Here is a 14,098-nt window from a genome sequence, read left to right on the forward strand (position 1 = left end):
CAGACCGGTCATTATTGGCGGGACAGATGGTGGGCACGGCGCGCAAAGGGCGCGCCGTTGCCCACCCTACAAAGCTCTCGCTACCGCCCCTGCCCGGCGAACTCGTGCTTGCTGTCGTGGCCGCCGACAAAAACCAAAATGCCGGCGAGCAGGGGCAGCACCGCGAGCACCAGCAGGCCGGTCGAGGTCTGGCCGGTCGCTTCCTTGACCCAGCCGATCAAATACGGCCCGCCGAAGCCGGCGAGGTTGCCGATCGAGTTGATCAGGGCGATGCCGCCGGCCGCGGCCGTGCCTGAGAGCCAGGCGGTCGGCAGGGTCCAGAACACACCAAAACAGCAGAACACGCCGATCGCGGCCACCGTCAGCACCACCATCGTCATGGTGGGATCGGTGAGATAGGAGGAGACGCCGAGCGCGACCGCGGTGAGCAGCAGTGGCGCGCCGACATGCATTACGCGCTCGCGCGTGGCATCGGAATGCCGCGCCCACAGGATCATCGCGATGGTGCCGAACAGATACGGGATCGCGGTGACGAAGCCGGTCTGGGCATTGGTGAGACCGAACGCCTTCACGATCTGCGGCAGCCAGAATTGCATGCCGTAGAGCGCGCCGACGAAGCCGAAATAGATCAGGCTGAGCGCGATCACCTTCGGCGAGGACAGCGCTTCGCCGAGCGACAGATGCTTCACCGCCTGCTTGGCCGCGATTTCGGAATCGAGCTTCGCCTTGAGCCAGGCCTTCTGCTCGGCCGAGAGCCAATCCGCCTTCTCCGGCCTGTCGGTGAGATAGAACCAGGTGACGATGCCGAGCAGCACGGAAGGAATGCCCTCGATGATGAAGAGCCACTGCCAGCCCTTCAGGCCCATCATGCCATCGAGCCCGAGCAGCAGGCCCGAGACCGGCGCCCCGATCACGGTCGAGACCGGGACGGCAATGGCGAAGGCCGCGAGGAAGCGGGCGCGATATTCGGCCGGATACCAATAGGTGAGATAGAGGATGATGCCGGGGAAGAAGCCGGCTTCGGCGACGCCGAGCAGGAAGCGCAGGACGTAGAAGCTCGTCACGCCGCTGACCATCGCCATCAGCGCCGAGATGATGCCCCACGTCACCATGATGCGGGCGATCCAGCGGCTGGCGCCGAACTTTTCCAGCGCCAGATTGCTCGGCACCTCGAAGATGAAATAGCCGATGAAGAAGATGCCGGCGCCCCAGGAGAAGATCAGCGGCGTGAACTTCAGCTCCGCATTCATGGTCAACGCGGCGAAGCCGAGATTGACGCGGTCGAGATAGGAGAAGAAGTAGGCCAGCACCAGGAACGGAATCAGGCGCCAGGAGATGGCGCGGATGGTCGAGGTCTCGACTTCCGTCTTGGCTGTGCCGGCGGAACCGGCAAAGGTCGTGGTCTGGCTCATGACTTCCCCCCAGGGTTGTTGCTTTTATGGGCTGATCCGGGGTTTTGAGCATCGCCGCGAAAGAGTCAATGGAGCAAGCAATGCACGGGGCGCAGCCGGATAACCCCACTGCGCTGCTTCGGACATCCCTGGTCCGGGCCGGGCTGGTGCTGGTCGTGATCGCCTGCGGCCTCTCCCTGCGCTGGTACGGCTTTCCGCTTGGCCTTCCCGCCTTCGTCGTGAAGTACGGGGGCTCGCTGTTGTGGGCGACGATGGTGTTCCTGCTGGTCGGGGTTTTGCTGCCGAGGCTGTCGCGGATGCAGATCGCGGTCATTGCCGCGGCGATCGCGATCGTCGTCGAGTTCTCCCGGCTGGTACACACGCCATGGCTCGATGCGTTCCGGCTGACCACCGCCGGCGCGCTGCTGCTGGGGCGGATCTTCTCGCTGCGGAATCTGGTGGCTTACTTCATCGGGATTGCGTTTGGCGCGTGGATCGATCGGCTCGTCCAACTGCGTAGGGTGGGTTAGCCGAAGGCGTAACCCACCACTGTTTGCGTCCGCGGCACGAGAAGTGGTGGATTACGCTTCGCTAATCCACGCTACGAGACCGGCGCCACGGCGAGCGCCCCTCACTCCGCGAGCTGAAACCGCTCGAAGCGATCGAGCTCTTCCTCGATCACACGCTTGAGCTCCTTGCGCCCCGCGGTCTTCCTCCCCTCCCCGACCCACGTCCATTTCTGCATCAAGAGCTTCCTGGCCTGCCGGTCGGTCTTGAGATCGAGCGCGGCGACGATCTCGTCGCCGACCAGCACCGGCAGCGCGAAATAGCCGAGCTTGCGCTTGGCCTTCGGCACATAGGCCTCGAACAGATGATTGTAGCCGAAGATGAGGTTGGTGCGCTTGCGCTGGATGATCAGGGGATCGAACGGCGAAAGGATGTGGACGAGATCGGGCGATGGCCCCTCGCCGCCGGCCTCCAGCACCGCGGGCGCCGCCCAATGCTCCTGCTTGGCGCCATCGATCGCGACAGGGACGAGCTCGCCGCGACGCACGCGCGCGGCGATCAGGCGCGCGACCGCCTTCTTGCTCGGCGCGTCGAGATGGCAGACCGAATCGAGACTCACCACGCCCTGCGACCGCAGCGCGCGATCGAGCAGATAGGCCGTGATGTCCTTTGCCGACGCCGGTTTCGGCAGCTTGTCCCAGCCGAAATGACGCGTCATCAGCTCGTAGGTCTTGAGCATGCCCTGGCGCTCGCTGATGGTCACGGAGCCGGTGTAGAAGGCAAGCTGCAACGCGCGCTTCGAGGGTTTGCGGCTCTGCCACAGATGCTCCTTCTCGGTGAGCACGTCATCCTCGATGTCGCGGATCGTCAGCGGCCCGGCACGCACCAGCCGCATCACCTTGCGCGTATCGGCCGGCTTCACCGAGGCGAACCATCGGTGCCCTTCGCGCCGGTGCTCGCGCATCGCCGGCAGGAAGAAGCGGAAATCGTTCGAGGGGATGTAGGACAGCGCATGGGTCCAGTATTCGAACACGCTTCTGTCGACGCTCTGGGCTTGGCGCAGATCGGCGCGGCGGTAGGACGGAATGCGGCTGAACAGGATGTGGTGGTGACAGCGCTCGATGACGTTGATGGTGTCGATCTGCACGTAGCCGAGATGAGCGGTCGCGTCCGCAACGGCCTGCGCACCTTCGCCGAACGGGGTGCGCTCATCCAGCCGCTGGGCGTGCAGCCAGATCTGCCGAGCCTGTGTGGTGGTGAGTGGGAGCGGTTTGGGCGCGCGTGACATTGCAGGACGCAATGTAGCGGGATTCGCGCCGGGAGAAAGAAGCGGACCAGGAACAACAAAAGAAAATGCCGCGCTGCCATCTGCTGACAGCGCGGCTGTTTGACATGGCCGGCGCCTACTTCGCCGTCATGGCCTTCTGCGACTTCATGTAGTGCATGCAGGCGCTCTTCATCTTGCCATTGCTCATGTCCGTGTTGGCCATGGCCATTTCCTTGTTCGACGCCATCTTGGCCGGTGTGTCGGCCGTGCCGCCCATCATGGCGGCGGACTTCATCATGTTGTCCTTGGTGCACGCCATCATCGCGGCCGATGCGGGGGACAGGGAAAGAGTGAACGCGACAAAGGCTGCGGTGGTGAGCAAGATCTTCATTGGAAAAAATCTCCTCCGTAAAACGAAACCGGCGTCATGCCGGCCTTCGCAATTACGCATTCTCTCGCTCAGACGTTTCGCGGAGAAGACAATTTTCTTGCTGCGCTGCGAAGACGAAGGGCCTCAACGGCCGTCTTTCGGCGCTCTGGGCCGATCGCTGAGGCTGCCGGTGGCGATATCGGGCTCACACGAGGCTTTGCCGCGCCCCTCCGCCTGGCAGCGATAGACGCTGCCGGTGAGGCGGTCGACCAGCCACATGTTCTCGTCATTCGGCCCGTCGAGGCCGACATAGCGGGAGGTCATCCCCGTGATCAGGGTCGACAGCAGGATCGCCACTGCGATCATCGCCGCGCCGATATAGATGGGCATGGAGCTCAGGGACACAGTCCGATCCGGCGGGCCACTGCGGTGGGATTGATAATCACTCGGCCTCGGCACTGGATGGAACTCGGCTCCCCTTCGTCGGCGGTTGGTGGCGAAACTCTGCTAGGCGTGCATCTGGCCGAAAACTTGTTCGCGAGCGGGCCCTGCGGAGACGGCTTTGCGACCATCGGTGTGCACAGGCTTCCGCAAGCGAACGGGGAGCCCCCGCTTCGGCACGAGGCTGGACTTTCGCCCGCCAAGTTCGGACCAAGCCCGGACCAAGCCCGGCCGCAGCTCACCAATGTGATCTGGATCACGCCAGGATTCCGGCGCTTCGAACCCGCACGGAAGCCGGCGCGACAATTGCAGTTCACCTCGTCGCGCCTGTCCTCGGCGCGGAGCACTGGCTGCCCGATCTCACACCGGAATCGCCGTAAAACACGCCAGGATAACCACGGAAGCGGCTGCTTCCAATGTGACGAGGATCACATCAGGGCTTTTGAACCTGCCCTACGCTCGCAGCATCAAATCGCCATCAGGCGTAACAGCGAGGATACGACAATGACCCGTCTTGATAAGTTTTTTGGACTGAAGGCGATTACGCTCACGGCCGCGCTGTCGATGACGGCGGGCCTGGCTTTCGCCGGCGACAACAACGTCTCTGCCAACCAGATCCTGGATGCGTTGAAGCCGAAGCCGGTGACGCGCGGCCTCTCCGCCGGTCCGCAGGCCGATCCCACGGTGCAGGCCAAGGAAACGACGTTCCTGAACACCGTGCGCAATCGCTCGACCCGGTCGCTCTCGACCGGCGAGCGCGAGCAGATCGCCGAGCTTGCGGCGACCAAGCCGAAGATCGATCTGGAGATCCAATTCGACTACAACTCGGCCGACATCGCCAAGACGTCGGTGCCGTCGGTGCAGGCGCTCGGCAAGGCGCTCTCCGACCCGGCGCTGAAGGGCTCGACCTTCGTGGTCGCCGGACACACCGACGCGATCGGCGGCGAAGAGTACAATCAAGGGCTCTCCGAACGCCGGGCCGACACCATCAAGAAGTACCTGGTGCAGAACTACGGCCTCAACGGCACCGATCTCGTCACCGTCGGCTACGGCAAGACCAAGCTGAAGGATACCGCCAACGGCGCCGACCCGATCAACCGCCGCGTCCAGGTCGTCAATATGGACACCAAGACCGCGTCGAAATGATTTTCAGTTAATCGCCACACGAAACACGCCGCCTGCCATGATGGTGCAGGCGGCGATTTCATATCCAGCCCTGGAACAGCATCAGCCGGTTGAAGCCCTGCATCGACGTTCCGATGAAGGCCGCGGAGATCGGCAGCATGATCGCAAAGCCGATCGCGGCGAGGCCGACATAGGCCCACAGCAGCCAGCGCGGCAGGCCGTTCCTGCGCAGCACATAGACAAGCGCAAGCGACGCCACGGTCGCGGCCGGCAGATAGTAGTAGATGAAACCCAGCGTGCGCGGCAGCAGCGCCCAGGCGAGCCAGGGGCCGAAATAGAACGCCGCGATCAGGAACGCATCCCAGCGCCGCGCGACGACGACGTCGCGCAGCACGATCGCGAGCGCAGCCAGCGCCGGCCACAGCACCAGCGGGTTGCCGAGGAAGACGATCGCCGACACGCTGTCCTCCGCCGTCTTATCGAACAGGAACCACACCGGGCGGGCGAGCAGCGGCCAGGATGGCCACGAGCTCATGTAAGTGTGGCCGGCAATCGCGGTGGTGGTGTTGTCGGCGAAGATCCGGCGCTGCGCCTCGATCAGATCGGGCAGCGACAATCCATAGAGCGGAACGAAAGTGGCAAGATATGTCATCGCCGGCAGCACGGCGAAGCAGAGCGCGACATGCGGCGTCCTGAAGTCGGGCCAGAGGTCGGGCCGATACCAATCGTCCGGCCTCGCGTCGGCGAACAGCGTGCGCCAGCCCTGCATCAGGCGGATCACCGCGACGATGACGATGCAGATGCCGAGCGGAAACAGGCCGCTCCATTTGCAGGCTGCAGCGCAGCCGAACAGGCAGCCTGCCACCGCGAACAGCGCATGCGGCCGCTCCCTGCGAAAGCCATGCATGAAGGCGGCGGTCGCGAGCAGTCCGAAGCCGAGCGCAAAGATGTCGAGCATCGCGATGCGCGCCTGCACGTAGAGCATCTGGTTGAAGGCCGCGATCAGCGCCGCGGCGATTGCGGGCCCTTGCGCAGCGAACAGCGCGAGGCCGCACAGATAGATCGCGACGATCGCGAGCGCGCCGAACAGGGTCGCCGGATAGCGCCAGCCGAGCGCGTTGTCGCCGAACGTCGCGATCGAGGCGGCGATCAGCTCCTTGGCCAGCGGCGGATGCATCGGATTGAGCATCGGTTGCGACATCACGGGTGCCAGCATCTGTCGCGCGGCCGGCACATAGTGCACCTCATCGAAAACGAATTTCTCCGGCGTGGTGAGACCGATCAGCAGCGCCAGATGCGCCACCAGGAAAATTGCGACAGCAATCACTGCGCTCCGCGACATTTTCGGAACCGCGGATGTTTCGAGCGGCTGTTGTGGGGATGTTTTGCGTGGCAAATCTGCTTCACCGCGGAGAAAACTATGGATGGCGCTTTTCATTGAACGCATTCTGCCGCAACTGTCACTAAGCATAGCGCACGACCGCGCCGCTTGTGATAATTTCGCCACATCGCAAGCGCGCGCGATCCGGTACGATCAGGGACCCATCGATCGGTTGCGAAATGAATTTGCGTTTCTGGCTTTTCCCAACACTGCTCTCGGCCGCATTGTGCGTGGCGTCTGGCGCACAGGCGCAGACGCGCGTCGGCGAAGCCGTCGTGATTCAGAACGAGGTCGTGCGCGTGGCCGCGACCGCGACGCCGATCAATGTCGGCGACAGCATGCTGCGCGACGAGACCGTGCGCACCGGTGCCGACAGCGCGGCGCGCTTCGTCATGGCCGACAGCACCAATCTGTCGCTCGGACCGAGTGCAACGCTGAAGCTCGACCGCACCGTCTTCAACGACGAGCACAGCTATCGCGACGTCGCGATCCGCATGACCACCGGCGCATTCCGCTTCGTCACCGGACATTCCGAGAAGGCCGCCTACAAGATCACGACGCCGCTCGCGACCATCGGCGTGCGCGGCACCACGCTCGACATTCTCTCCCAGCGCGGCCGCTCCGTCGTCGTGCTCCAGGACGGCGCGGCCAGCGTCTGCACGCTGAGCTTCCAGTGCGTGCAGCTGACCCAGCCCGGCGACACCGCGATCATCACCTCGACCGGCGGCAAGGTCAGCATCAGCAAGACCAACACGCCGCCCTGGACGTTTGCCGCGACCTGCGCCGCGAATGCCGGGCTGTGCTCGGTCAGCCAATATGCAGACGCCTCACCGACCGTCACGCCCGCCGTCAATGACGACGGCATGCTGTGTGGGCGCTGACGATGGCAACGCTCCGCGTCCGCGACCTGCTTCCTGCCGCCGCGCTGATGGCCATGGGCATAGTGGCACTGACATGGGGTGTGCAGCCGGCCTCGGCCGCGACCGTAACCCTGACCAATTGCGAGACAGATTGCTCGCCGACGTCGAGCCCGTCGCCGTCGCCGTCGCCGTCCCCATCACCCTCGCCATATCCGTCACCATCGCCGTTTCCGTCACCGAGCACCGGCCCGACCGGCGCCGATTCCAGCGGCAATTCGGTCGGAGGCCTCGCCGACCAGCGCTTCAACCAGATGATCACCAACCGGGTGCTCGGCACGGTGCTGCTCGGCGTCAACGAGCAGGTCAATTGCAGCGACTGCATCAGCGCGTTCGGCTCGGCCGGCTCGTTCTCGGCCGGCATTCACGGCCGCAAGGAACTGACCAACAATCTGTCGCTGCTCGCCGGCATCGCCTACACGCAGTACAACGAGGGCGGCTACAACATCACCAGCGCGCCGATCGGCGCCTTCGCGCTGCGCTACGATTTCACCGATTGGGGCTCGTCGCGCCCGTTCTTCGACGTCGGCACGATCCTGACGCCGTGGGAGAAGGCGCGCTACACGCGCAGCTACAACACCAACCTCGGCCCGGTGAGCGTCACGGGCTCGACCAACGCATCGAACTACGCCGTCTACGGGCGCGCCGGCTGGATGAGCCGCGTCTCGCCGCGCGACGAGGTCGCCGCCTCGATCGAGGTCTGGCAGCTCTGGCAGCGCGTGTCCGGCTATTCGGACAGCGCGGTGGCGTTCAATCCGTTCGACGCCACCATTGCGACCGGCACCGATCGCACCAGCCTGGTCAAGATCGGCGGCCAGTGGACCCATCTCTACGGCAGCAACATCGAGGCCAATATCAACGGCGGCTGGGTACAGTCGTTCGCCAGCCATAGCGGCATCGTCGCCACCGTGACTGGCGACGGCTTGGTGGTGCCGACGATGGGCAACCAGGGCTGGTTCGAATATGGCGGCCGCCTCGGCTTCCGCGTGTCCAAGGGCTGGATCGTGGACGTCTTCGCCAACGGCACGCTCGGCCCGCAGCCGGTCGGCAACACCATCCATGGCGGCGTGGGGCTAAGGATCAATTATTAGCGGACGCGTGCGTCAGCAGTTCCACACTCGGTGTCATGCCCCGCGAATGCGGGGCATCCAGTACGCCGCGGCTTCTCGATTCTAGCCGCGCCGTCTCGGAGTACTGGATCGCCCGGTCAAGCCGGGCGATGACAGTGAGTAGCTGGCGCGGGCATGCGCCTTCACGCCGCCGACTTGCCCTCGAACGCACGTCGCAGGACATCCACATCCGGCTTCACCATCTTCAACATGGCCTGCATCGCGCGCGCGGCCGCAGCTCGGTCCGGGCTCGACAGGAATTCGAACATCACTTTCGGCACCACTTGCCAGGCCACGCCCCAGCGATCCCTGAGCCAGCCGCACTGCTCTTCCTTGCCGCCATGGGCCAGGAACGCATTCCAGACGCTGTCGACCTGGGCCTGATCGTCGCAATGGATCATCAGCGAGATCGCGTGGGTGTACTCCGTCTTCATGCCACCGTTGAGCGCGACCAGGGGCTGCCCGGCCACCGTGAACTCGACGACGAGCACGGAGCCTTCCTTGCCGGAGGGATTGTCCGAAACGTTGCGCTGGACATGCGTGATCTCCGAATTCGGCACGAGCGAGACGTAGAACTTCGCGGCTTCCTCGGCATCGCCGTTGAACCACATGCAGGGCACGAGCTTGGACATGGAGAACGCTCCTCTTCAGGTTTTCAATGCTCTCGGATTTTCGATCAGGCGTTCGCCATGTCGGACTGCGCGGCGAAGGCTGCCATGTCCATCCAGTTCACACCCCACATATGGCCGTCCGGATCCTCGAAGCTGCGGCCGTACATGAAGCTGTACTCATCCTTCGGGCTGGGATCGGCCACCCCGCCCGCGACCTCGGCCTTGCCGACAATGGCGTCGACTTCGTCGCGGCTGTCCGCGGACAGGCAGAGCAGCACCTGGTTCGAGGTCCTCGCATCCGCGATCGGCTTGGGTGTGAACTGGCGGAACTTGTCGTGGGTCAGGAGCATGGCGAAAATGCTCTCGGAGAAGACCATGCAGCTCGCCGTATCGTCGCAGAACTGCGGGTTCCTGACCGCGCCGACCGCCTCATAAAAGGCCGTGGCGCGCTTGAGATCGGTCACCGGCAGGTTGACGAAGATCATCTTGGGCATCGGAAGCTCCTTGGGCGGGGTTCTGCCCAAGGACGGACGGGCAGACGGCCATCCGACACGGCTTCCGGATATTTTTTTCTGGCCCGCCTGCCGTGGTTCTGTCGCGCAGAACCGGCAGGCCCGCGCCGGGCCTACTTCTTCTCGTTCGGGTCCCGGTGCACCGGATCGATCCACAGCACCGTCTCGGGCTTTTCGACCGGCTCGATGTCGAGATTGATCGCCACCGCCTCGCCGTCGCTGCGCACCAGCACGCATTCCAGCACCTCGTCGGGGCTGGCGTTGATCTCCTGGTGCGGCACGTAAGGCGGAACGAAGATGAAATCGCCCGGGCCGGCCTCCGCGGTGAATTGCAGGCTCTCGCCCCAGCGCATCCGCGCCTTGCCCTTCACCACGTAGATGACGCTTTCGAGATGGCCGTGGTGATGCGCGCCGGTCTTGGCGTCCGGCTTGATGCTGACCGTGCCCGCCCACAATTTCTGCGCGCCGACGCGGGCGAAGTTGATGGCGGCCGCGCGATCCATGCCAGCGGTCGACGGCACGTTCGTATCGAGCTGGTTGCCGGGAATGACGCGCACGCCGTCATGTTTCCAGCGATCGTCATGATCGTGTGCATGGTGGGAATGCGTGTGGTCATGGCCCGTCATGATCTTGCTTTCTGTTGGTTCCGTGCGCGGCAAACTAACCAAAGCCGCGGCATCAAGCCATACCAAAAAAGGAACGCTCGCAGTCGCCCCGTGTTGTCCCCGCGATAGAACTGGAAGGAGAGTTTCATGGGTAGCACGACCGACAAGATCAAAGGCAACGCCAACGAGGCGATCGGCAAGGCCAAGCAGGGCATCGGCGAAGCCACCGGCTCCGACCGCCTGAAGGGCGAAGGCGTGGTCCAGGAAGTGAAGGGCAAGGGCCAGCAGGCCATGGGCGATGCCAAGGACGCCGCGAAGGAAGCGATCGATCGCGCCGCGGCTGCGGCAAGGCGCGCGGCAGAGTGACGCGCGTCAGACTGAAAGCGAAAAGACCGGCCGCAGGGCCGGTCTTTTTGTTTGCACCGTCATTCCGGGGCGCGAAGCGAACCCGGAACCTCGAGAAACCCCGGTGCGCAATGCGCACCTGCGGTCTGGTCCTCCGGACCATCCCGGAATGACGGGTGTAGATTATTTCACCGCGAGCAATTCCACATCGAACATCAGCGTCGCGTTCGGCGGAATCACGCCGCCGGCGCCGCGTGCGCCGTAGCCGAGCTGCGGCGGAATGATCAGCGTGCGCTTGCCGCCGACTTTCATCGAGGCGACGCCCTCGTCCCAGCCGGCAATCACGCGGCCCTTGCCGATCGGAAACTCGAACGGCTCCTTGCGATCGACCGAGGAGTCGAATTTCTTGCCCTTCTGGCCGTTTTCATAGAGCCAGCCGGTATAGTGCATCACGCAGATCTGGCCGGGCTGCGGCGAGGCGCCGGTGCCGACGGCGGTGTCGATGATTTGCAAGCCTGAAGCTGTGGTCATGGTCTTTCCTGCGGTCTGGGCCGAGGCCGTGGTGGAAACGAAATCGGACACGCTGGCGATCACGGTGATCGCGAGTGCCGACATGATGACGAGGAGCACGCGCTGGACACGCTGCATGAGACGCCTTCCGTTTGAGGCGGGAGGTGTCTAGCGCAACGCGGGTGCGGTTTCCAGCCGTAACGTTTGCAGCTCTGGGCCTCGCTCAGTAGCCGAGCGCGCAGCCGTCCTTGCGCGGGTCGGAACCGCCGGTGAGCGTGCCCTTGTCCCAGTCGATCCAGATCGCCTGGGCGCCGCCGAGCGGCCCGACCACGCTCGTGGTCTTGTGCCCGAGCTTCTTCAGGCCTTCGACGATGTCAGCCGGCACGCTGTCCTCGAGCTGGTACTGGCCCTCGTAGTGCAGGCCGCGCGGCATGTCGATCGCCTCCTGCACGTCGCAGCCATAGTCGAGGATGTTGGTCAGGAGATGGGTCTGGCCGGTCGGCTGGTACTGGCCGCCCATCACCGCAAACGACATCGTGGAACGGCCGCCCTTGGTGAGCAGGCCCGGCATGATCGTGTGCAGCGGGCGCTTGCCGCCCTCGATGCAGTTCGGATGGCCCGGCTGGATGCGGAAGCCACCGGCACGGTTCTGGAACAAGACGCCGGTCTTGTTCGAGACGATCGCCGAGCCGAAGGAATGCGCGACCGAATTGATGAACGAGCAGACGTTGCGGTCCTTGTCCACGACAGTGATGTAGATGGTCGAGGGGTTCATCGGCGGCGCGACGTTCGGCAAGTCGAGCATGCCGTCCATGCGGATCTTGCTGATGTACTCGTCGGCAAAGCCCTTTTCGAGCATCTCTGCGACGTTGATCTTCATGTGCTCGGGAGAGGCGACATGCATCTCGCGGTTCATGTAGGCGATGCGGGCGGATTCGGCTTCGAGATGGAAGCGCTCGACGCTGAGCGGCGCATACTTGGTCAGGTCGAAGCGCGACAGGATGTTGAGCATCAGCAGTGCGGTGACGCCCGGGCCGTTCGGCGGGCACTGCCAGACGTCGTGGCCCTTGTAATTGGTGCCGATCGGCGTCGTCGTCTCGGTGGTGTGCGCGGCGAAATCGTCGAGCGTGTGCAGGCCGCCGATGCCGCGCAGGGTCTCGACCATGTCTTCCGCGACCGTTCCCTTGTAGAAGGCGTCGCGGCCGTCCTTGGCGATCGCGCGCAGCGTCTTGCCGAGCTCGGCCTGGCGTATGACGTCGCCGGCCACCGGCGGCTTGCCGCCCGGCAGCAGGTAACGCACGGTGTTGGTGCCACCCTTCAGCTTCTCGAACTGGTTCTTCCAGTCGAACGCGATGCGGGGCGCGACTACGTAGCCCTCTTCGGCCGCCTTGATCGCGGGCTGGAGCAGGCGGTCGAAGCCGAACTTGCCGTGATCGCGCAGCACGGTCGCGAAGGCGTCGATCACGCCGGGAATCGAGACCGCGTGCGCCGAGGTCAGCGGCACGGAATTGATCTTGCGCTCGAGATACCAGTCGGCGTTCGCCGCCTTCGGCGCCCGGCCGGAGCCGTTATAGGCGATGATCTTGCCCTCGCCGCGCGGCTGGATCAGCGCGAAGCAGTCGCCGCCGATGCCGGTCGATTGCGGCTCGATCACGCTGAGCAGGGCCGAGCCGGCCACCGCCGCGTCCACCGCCGTGCCGCCCTCGCGCAGCACCTCGATCGCGGCCAGCGAGGCCTGCGGATGCGAGGTCGCGACCATCGCGTTGGTGGCGTGGACCGTGGACCTGCCGGGGAAATGGAAGTTTCTCATCGAAGTTTTGCTCTCTCAGGGCTCTCTTGGGCCGTCGGCGCGGAGGGCGCGCCGTCTTGGAAAAACCGGGCCTACATGACACATTCCGGCCCGCCGGGGCAATGCTGGCATACCAGCGAAATGGCTGCCATCCGCTGGGCGTAGAGACCTTTTGCCGTCCGGGGCCATGCGGGTTTTCTGGGCGGCGGCCGCCTGCTAAACGAGCCGCCATGATCCACAAGGTCGCCGCCTTCTACCAATTCGCCGCCCTGCCCGATTACCGCGAGCTGCGCGAGCCGCTGCGCGCGTTCTGCGCTGGTCTGGCGCTGAAGGGTAGCGTGCTGCTGGCGCAGGAGGGCATCAACGGCACGGTTGCGGGAGCGCCGGAGGCGATCGACGCCCTTGCCCATGAGCTCGCGCACGGCACCCTGTTCGGCGGCCGGCTGGACAATCTCGAACTGAAATTCTCGAACGCGGAGGCGATGCCGTTCGGCCGGCTCAAGGTGCGGCTGAAGAGGGAGATCGTCACGCTCGGGGACGCAGCTGCCGATCCGACGCGCCAGGTCGGCACCTATGTCGATGCCGCCGCCTGGAACGCGCTGATCGCAGCGCCGGACACGCTGGTGCTGGACACCCGCAACGCCTTCGAGGTGGCGATGGGCACGTTCGAGGGCGCGGTCGATCCCGGTATCAAGAGCTTTGGGCAGTTCAAGGATTTTGCCGCCGAACAGCTCGATCCGGCAAAACACCGCAGGATCGCGATGTTCTGCACCGGAGGCATCCGCTGCGAGAAGGCGAGCGCGCACCTGCTCGCGCGCGGCTTTGCCGAGGTCTATCACCTCAAGGGCGGCATCCTGAAATATCTGGAGGAAGTGCCGGAGGCGCAGAGCCGCTGGCGCGGCGAATGCTTCGTGTTCGACGAGCGCGTCGCGCTCGGCCATGGTTTGCAGGAACTTGGCCTGCGGGAACGGGACAAGGACGCGACACGTGACGAATGAGATCAAGACGCTGAGCGAACGCATCGACACGCTGGAGACGCGCCTCGCCTATCAGGACGATACGATCGAGACGCTGAACCAGACCATCACCGCGCAGTGGAAGCAGATCGACGCGCTGACCCGGCAGATCGCACAGCTCAACGAGCGGCTGCAGGAGGCCGAGACGAATGCGCCGGGACCCGCCAGCGAGCGCCCGCCGCATTATTGAGCGATATTACTG

Annotated in this window: 17 protein-coding genes; 7 read left to right on the forward strand and 10 right to left on the reverse strand. The window is 64.5% G+C overall.

Annotated elements, in window-relative coordinates:
• Positions 1 to 80 precede the first annotated feature (80 nt).
• On the reverse strand, positions 81 to 1,412 hold the full coding sequence (locus A3M7_RS0142430; protein WP_027549344.1) for an MFS transporter: 1,332 nt from the start codon (positions 1,410 to 1,412) through the stop codon (positions 81 to 83).
• Positions 1,413 to 1,492: 80 nt separating this feature from the next.
• On the opposite strand from A3M7_RS0142430, the gene A3M7_RS0142435 reads away from it, so the two are divergent.
• Positions 1,493 to 1,921 (forward strand): DUF2809 domain-containing protein, encoded by a 429-nt coding sequence (locus A3M7_RS0142435; protein ID WP_049824037.1) that lies wholly within the window; start codon positions 1,493 to 1,495, stop codon positions 1,919 to 1,921.
• 101 nt (positions 1,922 to 2,022) lie between these two features.
• On the opposite strand, the gene A3M7_RS0142440 is transcribed toward A3M7_RS0142435, so the two are convergent.
• The 3 genes from A3M7_RS0142440 to A3M7_RS0142450 all read right to left on the reverse strand — a co-directional run bounded on the left by A3M7_RS0142440 (position 2,023) and on the right by A3M7_RS0142450 (position 3,925).
• Positions 2,023 to 3,186 (reverse strand): winged helix-turn-helix domain-containing protein, encoded by a 1,164-nt coding sequence (locus A3M7_RS0142440; RefSeq protein WP_027549346.1) that lies wholly within the window; start codon positions 3,184 to 3,186, stop codon positions 2,023 to 2,025.
• Between the two features lie 115 nt (positions 3,187 to 3,301).
• The gene (locus tag A3M7_RS0142445) at positions 3,302 to 3,556 is read right to left on the reverse strand and encodes a hypothetical protein (protein WP_027549347.1); all 255 of its coding nucleotides are present in this window, start codon (positions 3,554 to 3,556) and stop codon (positions 3,302 to 3,304) included.
• Positions 3,557 to 3,679: 123 nt separating this feature from the next.
• The gene (locus tag A3M7_RS0142450) at positions 3,680 to 3,925 is read right to left on the reverse strand and encodes a hypothetical protein (RefSeq protein WP_027549348.1); all 246 of its coding nucleotides are present in this window, start codon (positions 3,923 to 3,925) and stop codon (positions 3,680 to 3,682) included.
• A gap of 555 nt (positions 3,926 to 4,480) precedes the next feature.
• On the opposite strand from A3M7_RS0142450, the gene A3M7_RS0142455 reads away from it, so the two are divergent.
• Positions 4,481 to 5,122, forward strand: a complete 642-nt coding sequence (locus A3M7_RS0142455; RefSeq protein WP_027549349.1) for an OmpA family protein — start codon at positions 4,481 to 4,483, stop codon at positions 5,120 to 5,122.
• 58 nt (positions 5,123 to 5,180) lie between these two features.
• On the opposite strand, the gene A3M7_RS0142460 is transcribed toward A3M7_RS0142455, so the two are convergent.
• The gene (locus tag A3M7_RS0142460; RefSeq protein ID WP_027549350.1) at positions 5,181 to 6,443 is read right to left on the reverse strand and encodes a phospholipid carrier-dependent glycosyltransferase; all 1,263 of its coding nucleotides are present in this window, start codon (positions 6,441 to 6,443) and stop codon (positions 5,181 to 5,183) included.
• A gap of 218 nt (positions 6,444 to 6,661) precedes the next feature.
• Between A3M7_RS0142460 and A3M7_RS0142465 the strand changes: the two genes are divergently transcribed.
• Both A3M7_RS0142465 and A3M7_RS0142470 read left to right on the forward strand, forming a co-directional pair.
• A complete protein-coding gene (locus tag A3M7_RS0142465; RefSeq protein ID WP_027549351.1) occupies positions 6,662 to 7,363 on the forward strand; it encodes a FecR domain-containing protein in 702 nt (233 codons plus the stop codon).
• A 2-nt stretch (positions 7,364 to 7,365) separates the two neighbouring features.
• Positions 7,366 to 8,490, forward strand: coding sequence for a hypothetical protein (locus A3M7_RS0142470; protein ID WP_027549352.1), 1,125 nt, complete (start codon positions 7,366 to 7,368; stop codon positions 8,488 to 8,490).
• A gap of 161 nt (positions 8,491 to 8,651) precedes the next feature.
• Here the strand turns inward: A3M7_RS0142470 and A3M7_RS0142475 are convergent, their stop codons facing one another.
• The 3 genes from A3M7_RS0142475 to A3M7_RS0142485 all read right to left on the reverse strand — a co-directional run bounded on the left by A3M7_RS0142475 (position 8,652) and on the right by A3M7_RS0142485 (position 10,257).
• Positions 8,652 to 9,140 carry a VOC family protein gene (locus A3M7_RS0142475; RefSeq protein WP_027549353.1) on the reverse strand — a complete coding sequence of 163 codons (489 nt, stop codon included), beginning with the start codon at positions 9,138 to 9,140 and terminating at the stop codon, positions 8,652 to 8,654.
• Between the two features lie 44 nt (positions 9,141 to 9,184).
• The gene (locus tag A3M7_RS0142480) at positions 9,185 to 9,613 is read right to left on the reverse strand and encodes a VOC family protein (RefSeq protein WP_027549354.1); all 429 of its coding nucleotides are present in this window, start codon (positions 9,611 to 9,613) and stop codon (positions 9,185 to 9,187) included.
• A gap of 131 nt (positions 9,614 to 9,744) precedes the next feature.
• Positions 9,745 to 10,257 carry a cupin domain-containing protein gene (locus tag A3M7_RS0142485; protein WP_011085194.1) on the reverse strand — a complete coding sequence of 171 codons (513 nt, stop codon included), beginning with the start codon at positions 10,255 to 10,257 and terminating at the stop codon, positions 9,745 to 9,747.
• 126 nt (positions 10,258 to 10,383) lie between these two features.
• Here A3M7_RS0142485 and A3M7_RS0142490 point away from each other — a divergent pair, with 126 nt between their 5' ends.
• Positions 10,384 to 10,602, forward strand: a complete 219-nt coding sequence (locus tag A3M7_RS0142490) for a CsbD family protein (RefSeq protein WP_011085193.1) — start codon at positions 10,384 to 10,386, stop codon at positions 10,600 to 10,602.
• A gap of 162 nt (positions 10,603 to 10,764) precedes the next feature.
• On the opposite strand, the gene A3M7_RS0142495 is transcribed toward A3M7_RS0142490, so the two are convergent.
• Together A3M7_RS0142495 and ggt are read right to left on the reverse strand one after the other, a co-directional pair.
• Entirely contained in the window at positions 10,765 to 11,229 is a 465-nt protein-coding gene (locus A3M7_RS0142495; RefSeq protein ID WP_027549355.1) for an FKBP-type peptidyl-prolyl cis-trans isomerase, read from the reverse strand.
• A gap of 85 nt (positions 11,230 to 11,314) precedes the next feature.
• The gene (gene ggt / locus A3M7_RS0142500; protein ID WP_027549356.1) at positions 11,315 to 12,901 is read right to left on the reverse strand and encodes a gamma-glutamyltransferase; all 1,587 of its coding nucleotides are present in this window, start codon (positions 12,899 to 12,901) and stop codon (positions 11,315 to 11,317) included.
• Between the two features lie 209 nt (positions 12,902 to 13,110).
• On the opposite strand from ggt, the gene A3M7_RS45765 reads away from it, so the two are divergent.
• Together A3M7_RS45765 and A3M7_RS0142510 are read left to right on the forward strand one after the other, a co-directional pair.
• Positions 13,111 to 13,878 (forward strand): rhodanese-related sulfurtransferase, encoded by a 768-nt coding sequence (locus A3M7_RS45765; RefSeq protein WP_084303028.1) that lies wholly within the window; start codon positions 13,111 to 13,113, stop codon positions 13,876 to 13,878.
• A complete protein-coding gene (locus tag A3M7_RS0142510) occupies positions 13,868 to 14,086 on the forward strand; it encodes a SlyX family protein (protein ID WP_027549357.1) in 219 nt (72 codons plus the stop codon). The genes A3M7_RS45765 and A3M7_RS0142510 overlap by 11 nt, the downstream gene beginning before the upstream one ends.
• The last annotated feature ends 12 nt before the right edge of the window (positions 14,087 to 14,098 follow it).

Origin of the sequence: Bradyrhizobium sp. WSM2254 (assembly GCF_000472645.1) — a bacterium.
Lineage (GTDB): Bacteria > Pseudomonadota > Alphaproteobacteria > Rhizobiales > Xanthobacteraceae > Bradyrhizobium > Bradyrhizobium niftali.